The sequence below is a fragment of the Marinovum sedimenti genome (assembly GCF_054052205.1).
Window position 1 is genome coordinate 495531 of the sequence record NZ_CM133223.1, and the last position, 22557, is coordinate 518087.

13 protein-coding genes, 1 tRNA gene, 3 pseudogenes and 2 CRISPR repeat arrays are annotated in these 22557 nt (G+C 57.2%); of the genes and pseudogenes, 4 read left to right on the plus strand and 13 right to left on the minus strand.

Features of this window, described 5'->3' with window-relative positions:
* Positions 1-41: 41 nt before the first annotated feature.
* Together tnpC and ACW9UO_RS02445 are read left to right on the plus strand one after the other, a co-directional pair.
* Complete coding sequence (tnpC, locus tag ACW9UO_RS02440; RefSeq protein WP_457086980.1) at positions 42-1655, plus strand: IS66 family transposase; 1614 nt, start codon at positions 42-44, stop codon at positions 1653-1655.
* Entirely contained in the window at positions 1655-1951 is a 297-nt protein-coding gene (locus tag ACW9UO_RS02445; protein WP_457085819.1) for a hypothetical protein, read from the plus strand. The genes tnpC and ACW9UO_RS02445 overlap by 1 nt, the downstream gene beginning before the upstream one ends.
* A gap of 11 nt (positions 1952-1962) precedes the next feature.
* Here ACW9UO_RS02445 and ACW9UO_RS02450 read toward each other — a convergent pair whose 3' ends face one another.
* Complete coding sequence (locus tag ACW9UO_RS02450) at positions 1963-2235, minus strand: transposase (RefSeq protein ID WP_457087418.1); 273 nt, start codon at positions 2233-2235, stop codon at positions 1963-1965.
* Between the two features lie 231 nt (positions 2236-2466).
* Positions 2467-2941: direct repeats of the CRISPR family, unit length 37 nt; unit sequence GTCTCAATCCGCTGTAGCGCGGCCGTAGTTCCGGAAC.
* A gap of 207 nt (positions 2942-3148) precedes the next feature.
* Between ACW9UO_RS02450 and cas2 the strand changes: the two are divergent.
* Positions 3149-3301: pseudogene (gene cas2, locus ACW9UO_RS02455) on the plus strand (CRISPR-associated endonuclease Cas2); the annotation flags it as partial.
* A gap of 124 nt (positions 3302-3425) precedes the next feature.
* Here the strand turns inward: cas2 and ACW9UO_RS02460 are convergent.
* The 7 genes from ACW9UO_RS02460 to ACW9UO_RS02490 all read right to left on the minus strand — a co-directional run bounded on the left by ACW9UO_RS02460 (position 3426) and on the right by ACW9UO_RS02490 (position 15345).
* Entirely contained in the window at positions 3426-5987 is a 2562-nt protein-coding gene (locus ACW9UO_RS02460; protein ID WP_457087419.1) for an RAMP superfamily CRISPR-associated protein, read from the minus strand.
* Positions 5984-7618, minus strand: a complete 1635-nt coding sequence (locus ACW9UO_RS02465) for a hypothetical protein (protein ID WP_457087420.1) — start codon at positions 7616-7618, stop codon at positions 5984-5986. The genes ACW9UO_RS02460 and ACW9UO_RS02465 overlap by 4 nt, the downstream gene beginning before the upstream one ends.
* Positions 7615-9072: a hypothetical protein gene (locus ACW9UO_RS02470; protein ID WP_457087421.1), complete on the minus strand. Its 1458-nt coding sequence runs from the start codon at positions 9070-9072 to the stop codon at positions 7615-7617. The genes ACW9UO_RS02465 and ACW9UO_RS02470 overlap by 4 nt, the downstream gene beginning before the upstream one ends.
* Positions 9073-9169: 97 nt before the next feature.
* Positions 9170-9765: direct repeats of the CRISPR family, unit length 37 nt; unit sequence GTCTCAATCCGCTGTAGCGCGGGCACGTTTCCGGAGC.
* A 121-nt stretch (positions 9766-9886) separates the two neighbouring features.
* Positions 9887-11674, minus strand: coding sequence for a hypothetical protein (locus tag ACW9UO_RS02475; RefSeq protein ID WP_457087422.1), 1788 nt, complete (start codon positions 11672-11674; stop codon positions 9887-9889).
* 266 nt (positions 11675-11940) lie between these two features.
* On the minus strand, positions 11941-14124 hold the full coding sequence (locus tag ACW9UO_RS02480) for a tyrosine-type recombinase/integrase (RefSeq protein ID WP_457087423.1): 2184 nt from the start codon (positions 14122-14124) through the stop codon (positions 11941-11943).
* 158 nt (positions 14125-14282) lie between these two features.
* Positions 14283-14357: transfer RNA gene (locus ACW9UO_RS02485), tRNA-Asn, on the minus strand.
* Between the two features lie 70 nt (positions 14358-14427).
* Positions 14428-15345 carry an MBL fold metallo-hydrolase gene (locus ACW9UO_RS02490; protein ID WP_457087424.1) on the minus strand — a complete coding sequence of 306 codons (918 nt, stop codon included), beginning with the start codon at positions 15343-15345 and terminating at the stop codon, positions 14428-14430.
* 46 nt (positions 15346-15391) lie between these two features.
* Between ACW9UO_RS02490 and ACW9UO_RS02495 the strand changes: the two genes are divergently transcribed.
* On the plus strand, positions 15392-16708 hold the full coding sequence (locus tag ACW9UO_RS02495) for an ATP-binding protein (RefSeq protein ID WP_457087425.1): 1317 nt from the start codon (positions 15392-15394) through the stop codon (positions 16706-16708).
* Between the two features lie 82 nt (positions 16709-16790).
* Here ACW9UO_RS02495 and ACW9UO_RS02500 read toward each other — a convergent pair whose 3' ends face one another.
* From ACW9UO_RS02500 to ACW9UO_RS02520, 5 genes and pseudogenes are all read right to left on the minus strand, one after another.
* Positions 16791-18410: an ATP-binding protein gene (locus tag ACW9UO_RS02500; protein WP_457087426.1), complete on the minus strand. Its 1620-nt coding sequence runs from the start codon at positions 18408-18410 to the stop codon at positions 16791-16793.
* 273 nt (positions 18411-18683) lie between these two features.
* Positions 18684-18956, minus strand: a pseudogene (locus ACW9UO_RS02505) (integrase core domain-containing protein); the annotation flags it as partial.
* A gap of 36 nt (positions 18957-18992) precedes the next feature.
* Entirely contained in the window at positions 18993-20366 is a 1374-nt protein-coding gene (locus tag ACW9UO_RS02510; protein ID WP_457085814.1) for an IS30 family transposase, read from the minus strand.
* Between the two features lie 46 nt (positions 20367-20412).
* A pseudogene (locus tag ACW9UO_RS02515) lies at positions 20413-21077 on the minus strand (IS3 family transposase); the annotation flags it as partial.
* Entirely contained in the window at positions 21078-22439 is a 1362-nt protein-coding gene (locus ACW9UO_RS02520; protein ID WP_457085813.1) for an IS110 family RNA-guided transposase, read from the minus strand.
* Between the last annotated feature and the right edge of the window lie 118 nt (positions 22440-22557).

The following is a 22557-nucleotide window of genomic DNA, read 5'->3' on the forward strand; positions in this document are numbered from 1 at the left end:
GTTTTTATGGCGCTTCCACTTGCGCCATGGTAGTTGGACGCATGTCAAACCATGTTGTAAATCTTCCTGATGATCCCGCTGTTCTGAAGGCAATGATCGCTGCTTTGCAGGCAGAGAATGCCAAGATATCGGCCACGTTGCGTGTCCATGACCAACTTGTTCAGGCACTGCGTTTGCGGATCGCCAAGCTGCAGAAACTGGCCTTTGGCAAAACGTCGGAAAAGATCGAGCGCGAGATCGAACAATTGGAACTGGCGCTGGAAGACCTGTTGGTCGCTGTCGCCGAAGGGGATGATGACCTCATCGATGAAGGTCAGAATGAGCCAGCACCCGATGAGACGGCAGTTCCGAAGCTCCGCCGTCGTCCGCGCGTCTCTGACGCAACGCCGCGCGAGCGTCGTGAACTCGATCCTGGCACTTGCTGCCCTGATTGCGGTGGTGATTTACGTGTAGTGGGCGAGGATGTCAGCGAACTGCTTGATATGATCGCAGCCCAGATGAAGGTGATCCAGATTGCCCGCATCAAAAAGTCCTGTCGTCGCTGCGAGAAGATGGTGCAGGAGCCCGCTCCAAGCCGCCCGATCCCCGGCAGCATGGCGGGTCCGAACCTGCTGGCCCATATTCTGGTCTCAAAGTTTGACGATCATCTTCCTTTGTATCGCCAGCACGAGATCTTTGCCCGCATGGGCGCAGATATTCCCGAAAGCACGCTTGTCAGCTGGTGTGGACGTGCCATGAAAACCCTCCAGCCGCTTATCGAGCGGATCGAGGCTGATATTATGGGCAGTGATCTGCTGCATGCGGACGACACGCCAATCCGTGTGCTGGACCGGTCCTTGCGCGACAAGGGCCTCGGCAAGGGCGTAAAAAGGGGCCGGATATGGGCCTATGTTCGTGATCAGCGCCCATGGGCGGGTTCAGCGCCACCGGGGGCGATCTATTACTTCGCCCCGGACTGGAAAGAAGAGGATGTTTTGCGGCACCTCTCGGAAGGCTGCGGCATCCTGCAGGCTGACGGTTATAAGGGGTATGCCAAGCTTTATGACCCAGAACCGGACGGAACCACGCGCTTCCGCGAGGCCGCCTGTTGGGCGCACCTGCGACGCGACTTCCATGACGTCTGGGCATCCACCAAATCCGAGATCGCCCGTGAAGCGCTCGACCGGATTGGGGCGTTCTACGATATCGAGCGCGACATCGCAGGCCAGCCTGCCGATCTGCGCCTTGCCGCGCGCCAAAAGCTGAGCAAACCGAAGGTCGAAGCCTTCCTCGCTTGGTCGGAACAACAGCTCCTGCGCATCCCCGGCAAAGGCGATCTCGCCAAGGCATTCCGCTATGGTCTGAGCCGTCAGACGCCGTTCTGCTTGTTCCTTGAGGATGGCCGCGTGGCAATCGACAACAACCCGGCCGAACGCGCCCTGAGACCGATTGGCATAGGCCGCAAAAATTGGCTTTTTGCCGGGGCCGATACCGGTGCGGAAACCCTTGTCCGGGCCATGACGATCGTTGAGACCGCCAAGCTCAACGGCCTCAATCCGCAGGCCTATCTGGCCAACATTCTCGACCGCATCCATGATCACAAGATCAACCGTCTCGACGAATTGCTACCTTGGAATTGGGTGCCCGTTGGAACCGCGCAATCGAAGGCAGCCTGATGGCAGCAGTGACGCATGTTTGCACAATCGCCCACGTCGCGAAAATGCTTGGCGAAGACCAAGACCTCCTCGAGGCAATCATCCGCAACGATGATAATCTGACCTACGGCAGCATCATCCGCATCTATACAGGGCAAGAGGAGGGCATGACTGGCCTCACCGATTACGGCATCGAAGAGCTGGCTGACATGATCAGAGAAGCACGCCTGACAACCCAGACCTGGCACGACTTCCTCGACGACTTTGTCGATGACACCGACCTTGTCGCCCGGATCAAGGCAAAATCACCGCGGTAGCAACGGAGCGGTTACTCTGCTCCGGGGGACGCTTCGGAGATGGCGGGAACGCGGTGCGCGGGTGGAATATCGACAGCAAGGAACAGCACGCCGCTCTCCGGCGGCAAAAGCCCTTTCTTCTTCAGATCATGGCGCCAGGCATAAATTTGTTGCCGTGTCACATCATGGCGCTGCGCAACTTGCGTCACTGTCGCATTATCGATCCCGACCGACATGACGATCCCGAGCTTCTCTTCATCGCTCCACCGCCGCCGCCGCTCAAGTCCAAGAATTTCACCCCGCATCAACACCCCCGCATAAGACACGTCGCAAACGACGTCGTTATGCACGTGTCTTAGCCCATCACGCCAAAATCAGGCAGGCGGTAGCAACGGAGCGGTTACGATGGAGCGGACGGCAATGTCGGTGCACCGCAAACAGAAACGCAAGGGGCGTGCGCGGCTCCTTGATGAAGCGCGCGCCTTGGCCCGGCATGTGCGCGCCCCTGATATCCCCATGGTATTCGGATTGCAGGACCACTGATCCGCTGTAGCGCGGCCGTAGTTCCGGAACTTGCAATGGTGGCCCTGGCAGTCGGAGTGGGATAGTCTCAATCCGCTGTAGCGCGGCCGTAGTTCCGGAACTCGAGCGTGACGCGGAATGGGCCGACGCTTTCGCAGCAAAGGTGGCCGCGCAATGTCTCAATCCGCTGTAGCGCGGCCGTAGTTCCGGAACTCGACGGGGCCGCGCAATGACCGACACAGCAGCAAGTCTCAATCCGCTGTAGCGCGGCCGTAGTTCCGGAACGAAAAACCCCGAGTCCGTACTCCGGAAAGTCTCAATCCGCTGTAGCGCGGCCGTAGTTCCGGAACAAGGACATCGAGCCGTGCAATGAATGCCGGGGGGTCTCAATCCGCTGTAGCGCGGCCGTAGTTCCGGAACTGACCTGCGGAAACCGGAAGTGCCGCAAGGAGGTCTCAATCCGCTGTAGCGCGGCCGTAGTTCCGGAACACACCTTCCAAAACCACCTGTGATTAATCCATATAATTTCAGGCTTTCCAAGCGAATTGTCATTTTTTCACAACGATAGCGGCAGATGAGGGATTTTTCAAAATTTGCTGTCATAAATATGATAAGATACAATGACTTAAAGATTTTCCAAGCGTGTTTATCTGTTTTTGGTGCTATTTCAGGGGGTTGGCTATGGCTCGGGGTGAAATGCTGACGGTGTTCACTTATGATATCTCTCGCGACAAAAAACGTCGGCGTGTCGCCAGAATTCTGGAAAACGCGGGCACGCGTGTTCAATATTCGGTATTTGAAGGGCGCATGACACGACAACGTGCTGCCGCGGTATCGCAACGCATCGCGGCCGAGTTGGACGGCGGCGATAGCCTGCGCGTCTATGCGATCGGTGCGAACGGAGAGCGGCGTACTTTTTTGGCGACGCGCTCCCGCCTGAACCCGCAGGCGACTACTGGCTGGTCTGACCGCTTCACTTTTTCGCGCCCGTCGCCGGTTTCAACGCTGCCGCAAGTCGTCCGCCATTCGCCATTCTTGCGTCATCGGCAAATTGGTCGAGGCCGTGAATTATCACCTTTTCGTCTCTGTTTTTGAGCGTCGACCAAGTCTGATAAAGTACATCTTCCTGTTTGACTGTTTTTCCATATCCTTGCAGATCAGTCACTTGAACCTCTTCCCACGACGGCAGATCTTTTGCAGATTGGGCGTGCCGTTCAAAGCTGTCTGTAAGCGGCTTAAATGCATCACGAACCACGTACTCCTTGGTTTGATCCGCATGGCGTTTCATTGTCAGATCTACCATTGCCGCTCTGCATCGCCCTGCGCCAAACGCTTTTGCGTGGCCTATGCGGTGCTTGGCATGCGGACGATTGCCGAGCGTTACAGCAAACAGAAGCGCTCCAAGCTCTGCCATCGTGACATTGTGAAACCTGATCCTTCCCCGGAAATGCATCGGCACAAGGTTCTTAGGACGGTTGCCCGGTATCGAGGGGTGCAAAAACCGAAGGGTTGCTGCGCTTTCTGTCTGCGGATCTACGCGGCGGTTCTGAAACCGATCGGTCACTCGGTCTGAAATCGTATAGTCTGCGGGGTAAACCTTGCGCGCAATGCTGTCATAGATCTTCGACTCCCCCGTCGGGCCACCAAGAACCAGCGTGTAAGATATGTGATCTTTGGCGGCATTGTGTTCATTCACCAGATAGGCAGGTTCGAACGAAAGCCGCGATTTCAGGTGAAGCGCCTGATGTAAATTTGGGTTGCTTTCCACCCCCTCTGCCTCATGAATGAAACCGAACAGGGCTTCGACAAAATCCGGAGTATAGGTCGCGTCGTGGGCCGGGTTATGGGCCTTGTTCTTGCGAAATTCGTCTATCTTTTTTTGGAGAGATATGGGGTCTTTGGACGCATATTTGGGCTTCACATCGTCTAAATTCTGCAACCGGCTATTGGTAATAGCCGCCAGATAGGCCCGTAGGTTCCCGCGTATAGTAGGTCCAGGTAGCAAATAAGTTTGGCCCATCTTGATTGGGCCTGTGATCCCATTTCGGTCTTTTGTGGCTCCAATGAGCATGGGGGTATCAAATAGCCAGCTCACGTCGACATGGCCGCTGACGCCAGCCTCGAGGGGTTCGTCATGCAGATTTGGTTTACCAAAGGCTTGGACAACGATGTCCTCGGGTAAAAGGATATTGTCAGGATCGACAGAAATTGTTCGATATGGGAGCGTGACGCGGGGATCTGGCATACGTTGACTGAGTGCGCTGTCCACTGCGACAGGCTCTGGCTTCTTCAATTCAGAGGCGTCGGGAACAGGCCGTTTCGTCCCTTTCTTCTCAAACCAGCCAAATCCCTTCGATCCGCCGAAGCCAAGCTGCAGACCATTTTCTTCGATGTCTGTCTTCAGGGCGTCCAGTAATTTCCGTTCGTCATCACTCAGACCGGGCGACCGCGAAGAAAGTTGGAGGCTGAAACTCACTCCGTAGTGGGCGCGAACGAAGAATAAAGCTCCATCCGCTGGCCCCTGGGTCAAAGGATTCAACTTAACCGAGGGAAATTCGCATTCGCCCTCTGTCTTGATCTCCTTGACCATGACTTTGAGCTTTGCCCGGTAACCTTCATCGCCAAACAATCGCTTGACCGTGCAGAACTGACTTGGTCCAGACGTGGTTTCGACTGGCACTTCGTTTGTCAGGGTTTTGTCCAAAGCAGTGAGCCAAGCCGCGCGTTTACGCAAAGCGCCTGAAACACCCGTCTCCAAAATCCGTGGGTCGCCGGTCTTGGAGACCAAAGGCCTCAGATAGTTAGCTTTATTTTCGTCGTCTTGTGTCGAGTTGCTGAGTGATGGGTCATGGACAAGAAACGGCCCACGGCAAAAGAGCTCAATAACTTCGGCTTGCTTCGAAACGGGTTCGATTGAAACGACTACCGGATCATCGGCGGTCACGCCTTCGTCGAAGGACACCCGTTCTGTCGTCAGTTCGACTTTGCCTACCAGTCGCATACGGCCGAAACTGTCAGCTTTGTTCGACGCTATTTCCAAGCCGTCAGGCCCAGCGAAATGTCTAAGAACCGTCAAGAGGCTGGCGGTCAGATCATCAAGCTTGTCATCCCCCAAAGGGCGAATGCACAATTCTATCTGGCAGGTGGCCCCAGTATCAACGTATTCCTTTGCAAACAGCTTGTTGGCCTCGGCTACCCCTGTGCCACCATGTACGCGAGTTCTGCGAACGACGATGATCTTTGCGTTTTCGAGGGCCGTGCCGAATACTAAAACACGGCCAGCTCCGTGGGTCTCCTTAGCGTGAGCTTCGCCGAATAATTCGACCGCAAGGTCGGCCTCCACCTTTCGCAATGCACCTTTCAATGTGCTGCCCGGTATCCATGGCTGAACACCTGCATCCTGTGTTGGTGTCGAATTTCCGCGGACAATCTCGGCGACTTTGCTCTCGCTCTGCTCGTCTTTGCGATCTGTTCCGGACCCAATATGAAGGATCGAAGCCACTTCAAGCTGAAACCTAACCCAAGTTCTTATCATGCCATGATCTCCTTGAGTTCCATTTCACCAAAACCGTTTTCCGCAACGAACGGGCAGTTTTCCCAATTCAATTCGTGGCCGAAAGCTGTCGAACGGCACAGACCGAGCGAGAGTATATTCCCCATAGCGACACAGTCATCCGGATGAAGATCTATCTCAAAAACAGAGCCGGGGTCGGTCAAAATCCAGTTTCTGTATCGACCGTCAGGCTGATATCGCCGTGATTGATAGCCGCCGCGCAACGTTTGACGGGCGTAGAATTCGCCTAACGTTGAATTCGGCAGGATAGATTTCCAGAAGGAGACATATGCCGAACGTGCATCTTCTCCATCCGAATGCATGGCAAGCAGTGCTGGCGTTTTCACAATCAGAGCCACTTTTCCGGGAGCGGCGGGTTTTTGATGACCCAGGCTGGCGTACCTTACACTGTTTACTGAAGCGTTCGTCTTTCCAAGCCCGCTCAAGCCAGAAGCTATTGTGTTCAGGATCGTGGTCCGCACAGAACCATCTAAGCCGGCCAAATCCAGTTTTGCGTGATAGATATGGTTTTCCGGATCCACCGCAATTGTCGCAAACAATTTTTCGGCCTCTGCGATCCTTTTGGACGCTGCGATGGCAGTGTGCACGCGCTCTTCATAGAGTGTGTGGTGTTCCAAAGCGTCACCGCAAGGTGCTTTCCAATCAAGTTGGAATTTTGGCACCGTGTTGATGTTTGCCTTGTCCCTATCCAGCAGGTCGAACGTTTTGGTGGCATCCCCGTGATCTTGAACCAAACTCAAAGGCGATAGGACGCCCTCCTTTCGCCTTGCCGTGCCGATGTGGATTTGCGCCAAGGCCGCTACCATATCAGGAGCGTGAATGTCATGCCCCATAAGCTCAAGGTTCCGCGCGAGACATCCTTTCAGGGCGCCGCCGGGAATGTCTTCGGACCCCAGATACGCATTGTCCACGATCCGATCGGCATCTACCAAATAAGGGCGATCCAACTTGAAAGTCCAAATGAGCCGATCATTCTCGGGCAGTTGAGATGCGGTCTCAGCGACCTTGGCCGGTGTAACTGTAGGGCCGTCGACACGCGAGACTTTGCCGAACCCGATGCTCGCGTGACTACCAATTGTAACGTGGAAATCTAAGGCACGAAGCACAAGCGTTCTGGCAAAATCGGCTTCGATGTCGTCACCATATACGGTGAACTGCCCAGAGAAGGGGACGATTGCCCCAGGTGTGGCGCACTGTTCCAGCACGACCAGTTGCCCGGTCGCAGCCGCGCCGGACACGTCGTCGATGCGGACGCGGTGGTAGGCTGACTTTGGCCGCGCGCTTCCTGTCACGCTCGCTTTAAGGTCGTCGAAAAAGATGCGTGTGGCGGCCGGCTTGAAATTGCCGTTCTCAGCAGAGATTGCATCCCCTGAATCCGCGCCGAACAGGTTCTTTATCCGCGGGTCTTTCGCATCAAGCATTGCTTTAGCGGCTTCAAGAACGATCCCACGCAACTGATCTTGTGGCAATATGAGATTGCCTGACCTGTCCCGCAGGGCGACTTTGTCCAGACCGTGCCGACCCGCATTTAGGCCCGGGAAAAGAAACGGCGCTTCAATCGCCAGCGAAATCTCGAACCGATGCCGCTTCATGCCGCGCCCTCCGCGGAAAACCCGGTGTAGGGCAAGAGTTGGGCAATCTGCGCCAGCGCAAGAGACGTCGTCGGCCGCTCCAACGACGACAAGTCAGCCACTTTGGATGTCATGAGATGGTGGTCTGGGACGTCTTCGCCATGAACCCGTTGGAAGTGGTCTTTCAAGCGTTTCAGAACCTCCTCGTTGCCCGAAGGGGAACAGGCTGTTGCGCCGATGTGGCGCATATCCGCCAACGCGCCATGTAGCAAAGTGCGTGTAAGTCCGTCTGCGTCGTCGTCAGTCAGCTCCGCACAGAAATATTCAATCCGCTCGACGTCCGACGCCACGAATACATCCTGTCCAACGGAATATCCGCTGCCGTATTGTTCGATCCGATACGGCAGTATCTCTGCGTGCGGCAGAGCCGCGCTCTCGAATACGTCGATGGTAAACGCCCCGGACCCCTCAATCTGTCGAGCCTCCAGAGCGCTTTTCACTTGAACCTCTGCATTCTGCGCCAAAGCCCGCATTTGGCGGATCGGCGTCTTTTTGTTCGCGATGATGCAAGCTGCGCGATGATGCAATTTGCGCCCGGTGCCGCCCTGAGGGCGAAACATATAGTGTTCGGTGACGTCAAAGAAGATGTGCAAAAAGGGCAGGGCGAGCCATGCTGGCATAACAAAGGTCATGTCGTCGCCGCCCCAAAGCAAGGTATCAAATCTGGGCACGATCCACGTGCCTGCTTCCCGGTGCACGCCCGGGGTCTCGGCCCAATCATTCAGCGCCTCTGCCAGCGTTTGGCGCATATCCTTCATCGCATCTGAAAAAGCCGTCTTGTCATTATAGGCACCGCGAAGCGTGCTGCCCCCGATGCCATCGGCATAGATCACCGCCATTTTACCTTGGATCATTTCCGGCACGCCGGTTGGATTTCCCAGCATTTCATCGAAATCATACGGCGTGCGAAAACCATCGCGGTTAAGGAAATCCGGGCGCGCTCTGGTGCCTTGCTGTCTGCGTGCGGCGACGCTGTGTGAAACCAGCCGTTTGCCGCCGGAAGGATTGGCAATTTCTACCTGCGCAGGCCGCTTGAGATCCAGTGCACAGGGACGCTCTCCAGCATCGCCGGGATCGGGCACACTCCAGCTTTGGTATTGCATGATCCGCGCGGCCCGAAGCGCAGTTTCCGGTGTGTCGCCGAACCCGTAAACAACGGACATGTGGCACCATGGTGCCTTTGCCATCACCTCGGATATAGTTTGGCGCACCGCAGGCTCGTCGGTTCCATTGGGAAGGCGAAACAATGCCTTGGCGCCGCCGAATTCAACTTTTTCCGGACGATACGGTGAAAGACCAAGCCCAAAGACGTGGTGCAAATCTTCTAAAAGCAAAGAGCTGCCGCGGATTGTTGAAATGTCTTGGGTATCAAAAACGGTGGCGTCAAAATTGACGCCTTCGATATGACAATACATAAATTCTAATCCGCTTGTGAGAAATTCATCTCTAACGGTAGGTGCGGTTCCACGATTTACCAAGAAATTTCTTGGATCCGGGGTGTTTGTTGGGCCAGAACCAATCCGCAAAAGCGCGGGCACGTCTCCGGAGCCTGCATCATGGAAACCAACGCTCCGCCTACGTCTCAATCCGCTGTAGCGCGGGCACGTTTCCGGAGCGCGAAAATTTCCCCTCAATTTTACGCAAATCGTCTCAATCCGCTGTAGCGCGGGCACGTTTCCGGAGCAAGCCTACGGCACTGTACTTTGGAACACCGGGTCTCAATCCGCTGTAGCGCGGGCACGTTTCCGGAGCCCACCAATGCCACCAAGACTTTGTGGTGCAGTCTCAATCCGCTGTAGCGCGGGCACGTTTCCGGAGCCGAGCAAGGACTATTTAGGCAGGAGTTTCTGCGTCTCAATCCGCTGTAGCGCGGGCACGTTTCCGGAGCGAAGCATTCGCCCAGGCCGCGAAGGACGGGTTCACGCCTGTCCTCGTCTCAATCCGCTGTAGCGCGGGCACGTTTCCGGAGCATCGCAGCTTGCTTCACCTGTCACTGGTGGTTGTGTCTCAATCCGCTGTAGCGCGGGCACGTTTCCGGAGCCCAAGGTCCGCTTCCTCTGCACGAGGCAGGGTCTCAATCCGCTGTAGCGCGGGCACGTTTCCGGAGCCTACCTTCTGCAACTGCCTGATTTCACTGTAGATACAGGAGCTTTTTCCAAGCAAGGTTGCATTTTTCGCGGTTGCGACTCCGATTTCTCGATCTCCTTCCGGTATGGGTGGTAATCACCGTTACTTTACAGGATCTTGCGCGTTTTCCAAGCGTGTTTTCAATGGTTTTCCGGAGTTTGGCTCCCATCCGCCGGCAAAAAAGGTGAGGGAAAACCCGGCGATAAGTACAATGGTTAGCCAGATATTCCGCGAAAACCAGATTTTTCTTCGATGATACTCAAGTGTCAGGACGGTCCAGACCAGATTGGTTGCCGTGCCGATTGCAAAAACTTGCAACAAGAACCCGAAAACGTCTTTGGCGATATGATCGTACCATCCCGGCAGATCCGAGGTTTCGGCCCAAGCAAAGGGAAACCACAAGGCCGCCAAAGCCAATCCCAGCCCAAGCGGCACACCAAGTGAGACGATCCTGTTTAATTGTTCGCCACGCTCGGCCATCATCCGGGCCTCAATCGCTTCGGCGAACTCTGTGGCGCTGGCCAGTTCTTGCTCAACCTCGGCATGCAAGTCCGCGATGCCAAATGCCGCATAAAGCCGTTCAAACAACTCTTTTGGTTGAAGCTGAGATGAGACATTGGAAAAATGATGCAGATGCGTGTGTTCCAGGAACGCTTGACGGATGTCGGATAGCCGGTCGAGGTATTCGCGGCGCCGCTTGGCCGACCACCGACCAGACTCGTTTTTGAAAGCGACCACCAGATCCGTCAGATCTTCTGAGAATTGCAGCAGGCGGAACAATTCAAACACGCAGAGAAAGTGCATGTGGCGATAGTATTTGTCGAAATCACCGCAAAGCTGCCCCTTGGCAAATTCGCCGGCACCGATGGCACAGATATGCGGCGCAGTGATTAGGTACCGCGTGCTGCGCCAGTTTTCGGCCTGGGGATGAGGTGCATGGCGATCGTAAAAGATCTCATCCTTCAAGTGCTTCATGAAACACGGGCTGTAGTAGTTGGGTTTGCTGCCATCGACTTTCGGGTCGGCCTCGGCCAGCCGCATCAAGTCTCCGTCCGAGATGGCCGCAATGGTTTCGGCCTCTTTTCTGTCGTTGTCGGTGAATGAACCGTGCGTTTCCAACGCAACCACGCTGGACATATAGGCGCGCTCTTCGCCTTTGATGCGGGCCGTTGCGTCATTGCCGACAAACTTGATCGGGTGAAGAAGTTGGGTGATCCAAGGGAAAAGTGCGTCCTCAAGCGACCCTTGGCTGTCGGGCCGATGGGCGGCACCGCCAATGGGCTCGCCGGTTTCGAGGTCCACCACGCGGTGCAGGGAATCTCCTGCAACGTCAGCTGCGTCATTCCAGTATCTCGGATAGACGCGCCGCAACCAGTCGGTTGCACACATCGCTTCTGTCAGGGTGAAGGCGTGAGGTTCCGGCGTTGCTGCAAGTGCCGCGTCCTTGTTTGGCAGAAACTGCGTGCGCGCGACACCATTCACGCTGACTTTGATCGACACCACGGCGGTGCCACGGAAGCCGTTTTCGTCATTCTTTTTGCCGAGGAACCGAAGTTCGCAACGCTCGATATCCGCGACGAACCGCGTCAGTCGGATGCAGCCTCTGCCATTCGTTTCGAGTTTGTCGGCACCAATTCTGCGTGTGCCCGGCATTGCGCGCCGATAAGTGTTAAAAGCCGGAGACACACCTCTTTTGCTCTCACCGAACAACCGGTCAGCGACAAAACGGTGAAAATAGCTTCTGCGATCGAAATCGCCCAGTTGCGGCGCTGACAGTGCGTGCCAATTCCTGATAAAATCTTCATCTACCGGGCTTTGGTCGAGCTGGAACGGATAGTGAAACCAGATTTGGTGCCGAGCCACCGTCAAATCACTTGATTGGAGCGACACCTTCGCCTCCCGAGATATTCGTTCAGGTTGAACGGCCTTTAGATCACGCCGCGCTTTGCTCTTGCAAGCCTGTTGGGCCGGACTGGATGTGCCGAGGGAGTTTACCCGGCATTTAACAGTTCGCTGCCGAGCGCGATCCGAACCGCTTCCTTGCCAAATTTGCCCATCCGTTTCAGAGGGGGCGTGCCGCCCCCTTCGGTAACGAGGTGCTGGCCGAGGCGCGGTATCAAACCGCGGCAGGTCCAGACCATACAGGCTGCGAACTTTCACGCCGACAGCGCTATGCCGTTTTGTGCGGCCAATCTCGGCCCCTTGGCGGCTTCCGTGGCTTGCGCGAACCTTTTGGTCACCTTGGTCAGATCGAGCTGCTCAAGCTCAATGTATTCCTTGAGTGTGGCCAGGGGAAATCCCTCTGGGAGGTAGTTCGTGATCCCGACATCTTCATTGCGATGGCCCATCAAGTAGCGCCGAGCGGTGTCGGGAACCGACCGGCCGACACAATTGGTATTGAATGTGGTCCGCATGGAATGAAGATCCTGGCGCTCGCAATACAATTTGCGAGATTTCCGGTGGTAGGTGAAATTCTTTGTGAAGTTTTTTGTATAGGTAAGGCGAGAGCACTTCGACCGCGACACGCGGGCGAAAATACGGCCTTTGCCCGCGTGTCTTTGCCGCTCCACAAGTTCGAGAAATCCGAGTTCGATCAGTTGGCTGTGAATGGGAACAAGGCGCCGGGCATTGTTGCTCTTGGCAGATTGCCCCGTTCCGCGTTCGATCTCGAAGAAGTGGATGGCATTGTCACAGCGTATGTTGGCCGGTTTGAGCTGAAGTATCTCCTCGCTGCGCATGCCATGGAGACGTGCGATCAAGGGAACCCAATAAATGTGGTCATCGATCTTTGTCTTGGGCGAGTTCCATTTGTCGGTCGACAGCAATGCTGTGAGGTCACTGCTGGTCCAGGTCTTGCGCCGGGTTTCGGGCAGAGATTCACGCATATCGCCGATCACGGCCTCGCCCAACACGAATGGCTTGAACGGGTTGTGTGATATGCGCCCCTGTTCGACGGCGTGATCCAATGGCGCGGAGAGGTACTTTTGATGTCGTTGAAAGGTTCGGGGCGAAATCACCTTTGTCATGGCTTTTTCCCGAACAGCGTCTGCCTCTTCTCCGCAGAGGTCATCCTTTTTGATCTGCTTTTCGGCCTTGGCAAGCCGCGCCGTCTCTTGAGACTTTTCATGTGCGATGAATTCCATACAGCTGAGGTGCCGCAGATTGGGTGAGCGTCCATGGTTATTGGGCAACTTCTGAAGCAAGTTGTTGAATTCGATCCACATGTTGTTGGATGCCGCTGAAAGCCGAATGTCGCCAAATAGATCTGCTACAATTTTCCGAGTTGACCGGATCGTGTCGGCATCCTTGCCGAAGCGCGCGCCCTTGCCTGCGTCTTGAAAAACGTAGGCCCCCGCTACGCGCAGCCCATTAATTTTATCATCGAACCAATCGTCCCAAAAGTCGAGTACGCGAGGATCACTCCCATCCAAGATTTCCGCAGGCTTCAGCTGGTCGGCGCGCAAAGAAATGGAGCGGTCCACTCGCTCGTAAACGACAATCTTATCGGGGTGTGCCGCCTGTGACGTGGGTTCGCAGGGCGCGGGGCACAACGAACTTTCTTTCTTTGTATCGATAGGGGCGCAAGTCTCGGACGCCTCGCGTGCGATATCTCCGGATCCATCTATGGTGAGAGCAGTTGGGGCACCGGCCTGAAGAGCCATGCTGGGAACGGCCTGCGACACGGACAAAGGGGGTGCCGAAGGGGTGGCAGGCATCGGGGCGGTCTGCGCGGAAGGCGCGTATGCAGAGATCGGTGATTGCGGTTGGCCCATTTGCTGGAGTGCTTTCGCCAGATGAGGGTCCGGTTCGCCGAAACGGCCACAGGCGCGGCGATCTTTTTCATCGCTGACGGCAATCATCGTACGGACCATCTTGTCAGCGAGGAGAGCGTAGTCCTCTTCCGTTTCATCAAGGGAAATGTTGAGGCGCTTGGCAATGTCTCTGAGCGGTTGGACCGCTGGGCTTTTGTCGCACAGAAAGATGGCGTTGTGCAGCGCAGCACGTGCGGCAGCTTCCATTGCCAAGGCTGCTTCGGCCGCTTCCCTTGTTCGCGGACCCGACAGGGCGCGCAAGCGATCGGCAAATTCGATCTCGCTCCGGGCGTAGGTGACCAGGATCTCGGTCATCATCTCGGGTGGCATGTTTTGCTCCGCATTGAAGCAGATCTCGCTAACGGCGGTCAGTCGCCGGGCGAGCTCTGCGGCATCGCGGGGGACATGCGTGCGAAGGGGAAAGCAGAAGAATTCGGGTTTGAATCGATGACTTGCAGCCGATGGAACGCGGCGGCGCCAGTAATAACCAGAGGGTCTGAATTCGAGGTGGGGTTGTTGGATCGACATGGCGAAAGCGCCTCCTGAAGTTGGAGGTGCCGCAAATCAGGCTTGGGGTTTGTGCAGAGCTTTGTGCAACGGTTTGTGCAAAGCAGAACGCAAAACCCCCGGGCCTCTTGCGAGGACCCAGGGGTTTTTGCCTTAACTTCAACGCTTTGTGGAAGTTTTGGCTCCGGCGGTAGGGATCGAACCTACGACCAATTGATTAACAGTCAACTGCTCTACCGCTGAGCTACGCCGGAACACGAGGGGTGATATAGCGAGGCCGGATGGGGGCGTCCAGAGGCTTTTGGCAGAAAATTGCAGAAAATTTCAGAACCGGCGTTCAAGCCCGTAGGCATGATCAAATCCGTGGCCCAAAGGCGGGGAAACCTGGCCTTTACCTGTGAGATCAACGAGATGCGCGAACACATTGCGCGCCGCGGCAGGCAGAAGCGCCGCGGGCACGTCGGTGTAGAGCCGTGCGGCGAGCTCTTGGGCGGTGGCCGGGCCGGTTTCTAGGGCCTCAAGGATCTCGGTTTCGCGCCCTTCACGATGCCGGATCAGCCAATCGAGGCGGGCGGCCGGGTCATCGATTGGCGCGCCGTGGCCGGGGTAGAAACGCGACCAGCGGTGCTTGGCCAATCGGGCGCAAGAGGCCATGAAATCGGTCAAATCGCCGTCGGGCGGCGAGACCAGAGAAGACGCCCAGCCCATGATGTGATCGCCGGAAAACAGCGCATCGCCCCAAGCGAGGCAAATGTGATTGCCCATGTGGCCCGGGGTGTGCAGCGCGATGAGCGACCAGTCTTTAGTTTCGAGACGTGCTGCGTCGGGCAGCAGGATATCGGGGTGGAAGGCGCGGTCGATTCCTTCGCCGCCGCCAGCGAATCCCCCTGCGGCGAGGGTGGTCATCACAGCGCTGCGGCCGGATTCGGCACCGCCGAAGGCATAGATCGGGGCCCCCGTCGCCTCGGCCAAGGGGCGGGCGAGGGGGGAGTGATCGCGGTGGGCGTGCGTCACGACGATGTGAGTGATGCGCCCGCCCTCGGGCACGGCGGCGAGGATGGCTTGCAGATGCGCGGCGTCTTCGGGGCCGGGGTCGATCACGGCAATGTCGCGGCGGCCCAGCAGATAGGTGTTGGTGCCCCAGAAGGTCATCGGCGACGGGTTGGGCGCCAAAATACGGAGCAGATCGGGGGCAAGGGCTTCGGCCAAGCCGGCCGTGGGCTGGGATTCCTGAGGGGTCATGCGGGTTTTCCTTCTAAGCCACCGACGGACCCGCTAAGCCTTAGACATGTCGTTCGAATGGCTCAAACGTTATATGCCCCGGAGCCTGTATGGCCGGGCCGCGCTGATCCTGGTGTTGCCAGTGGTCACCTTGCAACTTGTCGTGACGGTCATCTTTGTCCAGCGGCATTTCGAGGGGGTCACAGAACAGCTTACCCGGTCGGTGCGGGACGAAATCAGGCTGATCATTGCGCAAGCCGAGCCTAGCGACAGCCCGGATGAGGCGATGGCAGCGATGATGCGGCTGGCGCGTCCGCTCGATTATGCGCTGAGTTGGGGCACACCGGATGTAGAGGGTGATCAGCGGCGCTGGTTTGATCTTTCGGGGCTGGTGGTGGTTCGGGAATTGCGCGACGGGCTTGGCCAATTGCGCGCGATTTCGCTGCCAAATGACCGGGATACGGTGATTTATATGGACTTGTCGCAGGGCACGTTGCGGATGCGGTTTGACCGCAAGGGCGTGTCGGCGACCAACCCCCATCAGCTTATCCTGAATATGGTGCTGTTCAGCCTGATCATGACGCCGATCGCCTTTATCTATTTGCGCAATCAGCTGCGCCCGATCACCCGTTTGGCCGATGCTGCCGAGGCGTTTGGACGGGGCCGCACCGTTGCCTATTCACCGTCTGGCGCGAATGAAGTGCGCGCGGCGGGGCATGCGTTTCTGGACATGCGGGCGCGGATCGAGCGGCAGATCGAACAGCGCACGCTGATGTTGTCGGGGGTGAGCCACGATCTGCGCACGCCGCTCACGCGGTTGAAGCTCGGGCTGTCGTTGCTCGATGACGATGAGGTCGTCGATCTGCAAGGCGACATCCATGATATGGAACGGATGCTCGACGAGTTTCTTGAATTTGTGCGGGGCAATGCAACGGCGGGCGAGGCCGAGCCTGTCGATCCGATCGCCTTGGTCGAGAAGATTGTCGAGGATGCGCAGCGGGCGGGCAAACCGGTGCGCCTGGTGCAAAAGGACGGCGCAGGCGAGGTGGCCTTGAAGCCGATTGCCATTCGGCGTGCGGTGGACAACCTGATCGAAAATGCAGTGCGCTATGGCGGAAATTGCGAAGTCAGCGTGGTGATGACCGGCAAGAGCCTGCGCATCCGGGTCGAGGATGACGGGCCGGGTATTCCCGAACACCAGCGCGCCGAGGCGATGCGCGCCTTTGTGCGGCTCGACAAGGCGCGCAACCAGAGCCGTGCACCGGGGGTTGGGCTGGGTTTGGCGATTACCACGGATATCGCGCGGGCACATGGCGGCGTGCTACGGTTGGGACAAAGTGATCGTCTGGGCGGGCTGATGGCCGATCTGGTGATCGGACATTAGGCGAAAATGTTTCGCGCGCGAAACAAATGTATTTATTATCAGCATCTTAACGCGCCGTTCGGTGCGGACCACTGCTGGCTGTTCAAGCCATGCGCCGCGCGCGTTCACGCGACCGTGCTTTGGGTGCCCTGGTGAACTTTGGGCCGGCAGCACCGCCGACGAGATCACTGGCAACGTGCTTGGTCGATTTATTGGTCTCTTCACCGGGCTCTTCATTGGCTTCTTCGGGACATTCGGGGAAGAAAATCTGAACCGATGTGCCCTCATCGGGACTGCTGTGAAGCTGAACATGGCCGCCCGATTGCATGACGAATCCATAAACCATCGGCAGCCCCAGACCCGATCCTTGGTCTTCTGGCTTGGTGGTGTAAAACGGTTCCCAGACGCGGGCGCGAACCTCTTCGGACATGCCGGTGCCTTCATCGCTGACCGTAAGCTGAACATGGCGTCCGGCACCCATATCGAGGAGCCTGCCGGGATCATACGACTCATCGGTTGAGATCAGCTCGGTCTGAAGGGTCAGCGTGCCGCCTTCGGGCATGGCATCGCGCGCGTTGATTGCGAGGTTGAGCAGGGCGCTTTCGAACTGGGTCCGATCCACCTTTATGTTGCACAGATCGTCGGCAAACACCCTTTCGATCCGGATCGACGAGGGCAGGGTGCGGCGGAACAGATCGTGCATGTCGCCGATCGCCTCGTTGATATCAAGCCGCTCTGGGTTGAGCTCTGATTTGCGCCCGATGGCCAGCAACTGCCGCGTCAAGGTGGCCCCCCGGAAAGCAGCCTCCAAGGCGGCATTCAGCAGGTTTTGCGCATCAGGCTCTTTGCATTCGAGCAACGCCAATTCGATGTTTCCGGTGACAACCGTGAGGATATTATTGAAATCATGCGAGATTCCCGCCGAGAGCCGACCCACCGACTCCAGCTTTTGCGCCTCGGAGAGCAGTTTTTCTGTGGCCTTGAGTTCGGTAATATCGCGCGACGCGCAAATCTCCCGCTCAATCTCGCCGGCCTCATTGCGGATCGGGTGGACAATGCAACGGAGCCAGCGCTCGCCGCCCGGACCGGCGAGCCGATAGACCATTTCGACCTGATTGCCGCGCTGCACCTTCTTGTACCAATCGCGCACCTTGTCGCGGTCGTCGGGATGAATCAGCTCATAACTGCCGTCCAAACGCGGGGCTTTTCGCAGATAGGTTTCCAACGAAACGCCATGATTGCGGGCATGTTGTTCGGAAACGACGATGGGCTCATCTTTTGGAACATTCCAGATGTAATAGCCCAAGCCGGTGATCTGACTGGCGATGTTCAGCGGCTCTTCGTGTTCGCGGCGCTGCTCTTCGAGCGCGCCGGTCATGCGCTGATCATGCCGTTTGAGCGCCAATCCGGTGAGATATCCACTCAGCGTATAGAGGGCCATGGCGACGGCGGCGTTGATCGGAGACCCGATCAGCGTTACGGGGCCGATCCCGACCCAATACACATGAAGGACGTTGGCCGCCGCCATCATCCCGGCGATCAGACCGCCAAGGCGACCGCCAAGGTATCCGGCAAACAAGACACTGGCCATAAGACAGACATAGGGCACAGGAATAAGCAGACCGGTGGTGTGACGCAGTTCGATGCCAACAAGGACAATCATCGCGGGCACGACCGAGAGTATACATTTCAACCACGCAGCCGAGTTCATATCACGCCGCATTAACCATTTTCCCCCTGTAAGCGGGCCGATTTACTGACTTCTGCAGTACTTTTAAGGGAAATTATTGACCGAAGGGTTAACAGGTCTGCCCCGCGCCGCGGCCTCTTATCTAAAATGTAAGACAAATGCGGGCTTCGGCTGGCATGGTTCGGCCGGCACGGTTCGGCGGGAAGGTTCGGCTGGCAAGCACTGCGCAGAGTTGTGGCGGAGTTGGTAGGCCCGGCAGGACTTGAAGTGGACCTGTCACGCTTTAGTGCCGCCCCAAGTGCTCGTTTATGCCACCTTTCGTTCAAAAGCGACCGGGCTTTTCCAGCCGAGTGCCGAGTGGCGTCGGCGAGGATTGTAGAAGCCGTTGATGTATTCGAAGATCGCCATCTCAGCCTTCCGTCGCGTTTCCCAAGGGTGTCTCCAGATCAGCTCAGCTTTGATGGTTTTGAAGAACGTCTCGACCGCTGCATTGTCGTAGCAATTTCCTTTACCGCTCATGGACACTTTGAATCCATGCTGACGCAGGATCTTCTGATAGTCGTGAGAGCAGTATTGGGCGGATTCAACTGGTCGTCGCAACGGTTGGTTTATATCTTACCGCAGGACGTCGTCCAATGCCTCTGCAGGCGTTCTCCAGCCAAGCGTTTTGCGGGGTCTGCTGTTGAGTGTGTGTGCCACGGCGTTCAACTCGTCCTCACCATGCGCACTTAGATCCGTTCCTTTGGGAAAGTATTGGCGCAGCAGGCCGTTGGTGTTTTCGTTAGAACCGCGTTGCCAGGGGCTTTGAGGTTCGCAAAAGTAGACGTCGATCCCGGTTTCAGACGTCAGCGTTTCGTGCTGAGCCATTTCAGCACCTTGGTCCCACGTGAGTGATTTACGCAAGTGTTCGGGCAGATCCTGAATGGATTTGGCGATGGCGTCGCGCACGGCTTCAGCGCCGTGCCCGGCAAGAGCTGGGCCGTTCTTGAGGCGCAGGCCCGTTCCATGGCCGGGCATAGGTGGCAAATGAAGCAGCAGCGTAAAGCGGGTTTTGCGTTCAACCAATGTGCCGATCGCAGAGCTTTTAAGACCGAGGATCAAATCTCCCTCCCAGTGTCCTGGAACCGCACGATCCTCGACTTCGGCTGGACGTTCACTGATCATTATCTCGTCCGTAACGTAAGCCTTGCCTTTACCCTTTCGTCGCGCGCGAGGAACGCGCAAGGCGCGGCCAGAGCGCAGGCAAGCGACCAATTCTCGACGCAGCGCACCACGCCCCTGAATAAACAAGGACTGATAAATGGCTTCATGGCTGATACGCATCAAGGGGTCATCCGGATAATCCAGCGGTAGGCGGCGTGCAATTTGCTCAGGGCTCCAAGCCAGGGCCCATTTGCGGTGCTGGCGCCGCACCGAACGCCGCTTTGTCCAGCGTACGGTAGGACCAGCGACAACATCCCCATCGGGGCCCGCTATCTGACCCGACAGCCGCTCTTCGACATAGTGCCGCAACATATCATGTCGTGCCAGTTTTGTTGTCTTGGGTCTGCGCGCTGCACGATCAGCGTGCCATTGGGCGGTTGTCGCGCGATACTCAAAACCGCCGCTGCGCGTTGCTGCATTACGACGCAATTCTCTGGAAATCGTAGAAGCAGCTCTGCCAATCTTACGGGCGATCGCGTTGACGCCCAAACCTTGAGCCCGACAAAGCGCAATCTCTTCACGTTCTGCAAAACAGAGATAGCGCCCCGAAGGTGGCGGTGCGGAACTGGAGTATTGTGATGGCGGCATGCCTCCGGCCTCTCGAAACCAACGACTGCCAACAGGGGCAGACGCTCCAGCTTGAACTGCGGCTTCTTCGCTGGAAATGCCCTGTTCAATCAATCGCCAAAACAAAACTTGCTGAGCGCGATCTGCCACTTTGGGCCGTCCTGGCGAGCGCATCTTGTCTCGGGTGCTTCGATCCGAAGCTCGTTTGTGTGTTGTCATCACAACCTCCAATCTGGAACCGTTGCGACGACCAGTTGAATCCGCCTTGGCTGCCGCGATCCGTGTGGTGGATGCAGTCTTTCGGCGGTGACCGGAACGCGATGGCCATTTTCAAAGCCCGGATCGCAAGATCGCGCTTCATGCGATTGCTCACAGCCCACCTGTTACCCGGCAGTGGTTTGCCTTTGCAAACCATGAGAGGGCGATGACACGACGGGAATGCAAATCTATGACCACAGCCAGATACAGCCATCCCTCACGGGTCCAGACGTAGCTTATGTCACCAGCCCATTTCTGATTTGGCCCATCTGCGTTGAAGTCACGATCCAGCAGGTTTGGCGCGATATTGAACTTGTGATTGCTGTCTGTGGTCACCTTGTGTTTGCGCGTCCTGACCACAGATATGCCGTTCTGACGCATCAAGCGCCCGACACGGCGGTGCCCGACATCCAGACCAATCTCTTTCAGTTCTTCGGTCATCCGTGGCCTTCCATAACTGCCCAAACTAAGACGGGACTGTTCTTTGATGTGGGCCAAGGTCACCAGATCTGACCGCTGCCGACGGCTGGCAGGACGACTGCGGAAGGCACGTAGACCGCGTGCGCTGACACCAACGACATCGCACAAGCGATTGGCTGGGAAGCTGGACATGTGCTCTTCGATGAACCTAAACCTCATTGCTTTAGACCCGCGAAGAATTGGGTGGCCTTCCTAAGAAACAGCCGCTGTCTCCGGGATGGGCGCCAATGCAAATCCGAGGGTCTTGGCGCGCCGTTGAAGGTTTGACAGCACACGTTGCCGATGTCGTTCGTCATAAGCTGCGGCGCCTTGATCTTGGTAAGTCATGCCGTGCCGCACAGCGTTGTAAAACAGAACTGCGATCTTGCGCGCCGTTGCGGTCACCGCCTTCTGCTTGCCGATCCGGGCCGAGAGGCGTCGATAGAACGCACCGAGGGCCGTGTCACTTCGGCCAATCGTGACGGCTGCAAGACGCAGAAGTGCAGCGGCGCGGCTTGAAGATCGGCGTGTCCGCGAAGACAGCAGCTTGCCACCAGAGATCTTGTTGCCCGGCGCCAGACAGAGCCACGACGTGAAGTGCTTGGCGCTCTTCCACGCGCGCAAATCCGTGCCGCATTCGGCCACCAGCTTCAAAGCCAGCGACGGCCCAAGGCCATGGATCTGCGTCAGGTCCGTGCCCAGCACCCCGTAAAGTGCAGCGCGCACATCGAAAGACGGCGCGTTGTGCTGCTTGCACTTGATCCGTGCCTTGGGCAGTGGGGCCAGATCTCCATCTGCCTTGGCAGTCAGCGCTCCGACCGCCGTCTCGAGCCTGCGGTCGCATGCTTCGATCTGCGATTTGTAGAAATCGTAAAGTTCCAGCGACTGTGTCAGGGCAAAGACATGCTCCTCACGGTCGTTGCCGACCAGCGCGGCCTTGATCGTGTCCATAGAGGATTTGCAGCGAACATCCCGGAACGCGGCGAGAGCCTCCGGATCACGCTCGCCAGCGACGATGGCGCGGATGATCCGCATACCGGTCCCGCCTGTGATATCGGAGACGACATGATGCAGTTGCAGGTTCATCTCCATCAGCGCCTTCTGCATGTGTTGGATGTGAGCGGCGGCATATTCTGTCAGGCGTTCGCGCTGGCGCATATAGGCGCGCAAGGTGGCGATCTCGGCCTCAGGCCGAAAACTGCCACGCAACAGACCATAGGAGTGTAGCTGACGCAGCCATCCGGCATCGCTGACATCGGTTTTGCGGCCAGGCACATTCTTGGCGTAACGGGCGTTCACGAGGATGACCTCGAAGCCATTCGCTTCCAAGATCTCGAAGGCCGGTATCCAGTAAACGCCGGTCGACTCCATGGCCACGCTGGTGACACCGCACGACCGGAACCAGTCGGCAAGGTCGTGCAAATCTTGTGTGAATGTCCCAAAGGCGCGCACTGGCATGATGTCGGTGTCAGGGTTCACAGCCGCCATGTGCATCGTCGAGCCGATGTCGATCGCGGCCGCATTGGGATTGACCATCTTCAAGTCCGGGTGGCCACCGGATTTACGCTTCGTCATGGCACCTCCTCCGTTCAAGGCGAAGGGCGTGGGCTATGCAAGTTCGTCATCTTCCTAACCGGGATCACCGCGATGGCGGCGTCACCACTCTCAAGTGCGCATCAGCCCATGTGCCACG

Excerpts from the sequence above, each read along its gene's own strand:
- ACW9UO_RS02500 (WP_457087426.1), bottom strand. The coding sequence starts at position 18,410 with ATGCGGCGTGATATGAACTCGGCTGCGTGGTTGAAATGTATACTCTCG.
- ACW9UO_RS02510 (WP_457085814.1), bottom strand. The coding sequence starts at position 20,366 with ATGACAACACACAAACGAGCTTCGGATCGAAGCACCCGAGACAAGATG.
- ACW9UO_RS02465 (WP_457087420.1), bottom strand. The coding sequence starts at position 7,618 with ATGAAGCGGCATCGGTTCGAGATTTCGCTGGCGATTGAAGCGCCGTTT.
- ACW9UO_RS02445 (WP_457085819.1), top strand. The coding sequence starts at position 1,655 with ATGGCAGCAGTGACGCATGTTTGCACAATCGCCCACGTCGCGAAAATG.
- ACW9UO_RS02450 (WP_457087418.1), bottom strand. The coding sequence starts at position 2,235 with ATGCGGGGTGAAATTCTTGGACTTGAGCGGCGGCGGCGGTGGAGCGAT.
- ACW9UO_RS02520 (WP_457085813.1), bottom strand. The coding sequence starts at position 22,439 with ATGACGAAGCGTAAATCCGGTGGCCACCCGGACTTGAAGATGGTCAAT.
- ACW9UO_RS02480 (WP_457087423.1), bottom strand. The coding sequence starts at position 14,124 with ATGTCGATCCAACAACCCCACCTCGAATTCAGACCCTCTGGTTATTAC.
- ACW9UO_RS02460 (WP_457087419.1), bottom strand. The coding sequence starts at position 5,987 with ATGATAAGAACTTGGGTTAGGTTTCAGCTTGAAGTGGCTTCGATCCTT.
- ACW9UO_RS02490 (WP_457087424.1), bottom strand. The coding sequence starts at position 15,345 with ATGACCCCTCAGGAATCCCAGCCCACGGCCGGCTTGGCCGAAGCCCTT.
- tnpC (WP_457086980.1), top strand. The coding sequence starts at position 42 with ATGTCAAACCATGTTGTAAATCTTCCTGATGATCCCGCTGTTCTGAAG.
- ACW9UO_RS02470 (WP_457087421.1), bottom strand. The coding sequence starts at position 9,072 with ATGTATTGTCATATCGAAGGCGTCAATTTTGACGCCACCGTTTTTGAT.
- ACW9UO_RS02495 (WP_457087425.1), top strand. The coding sequence starts at position 15,392 with ATGTCGTTCGAATGGCTCAAACGTTATATGCCCCGGAGCCTGTATGGC.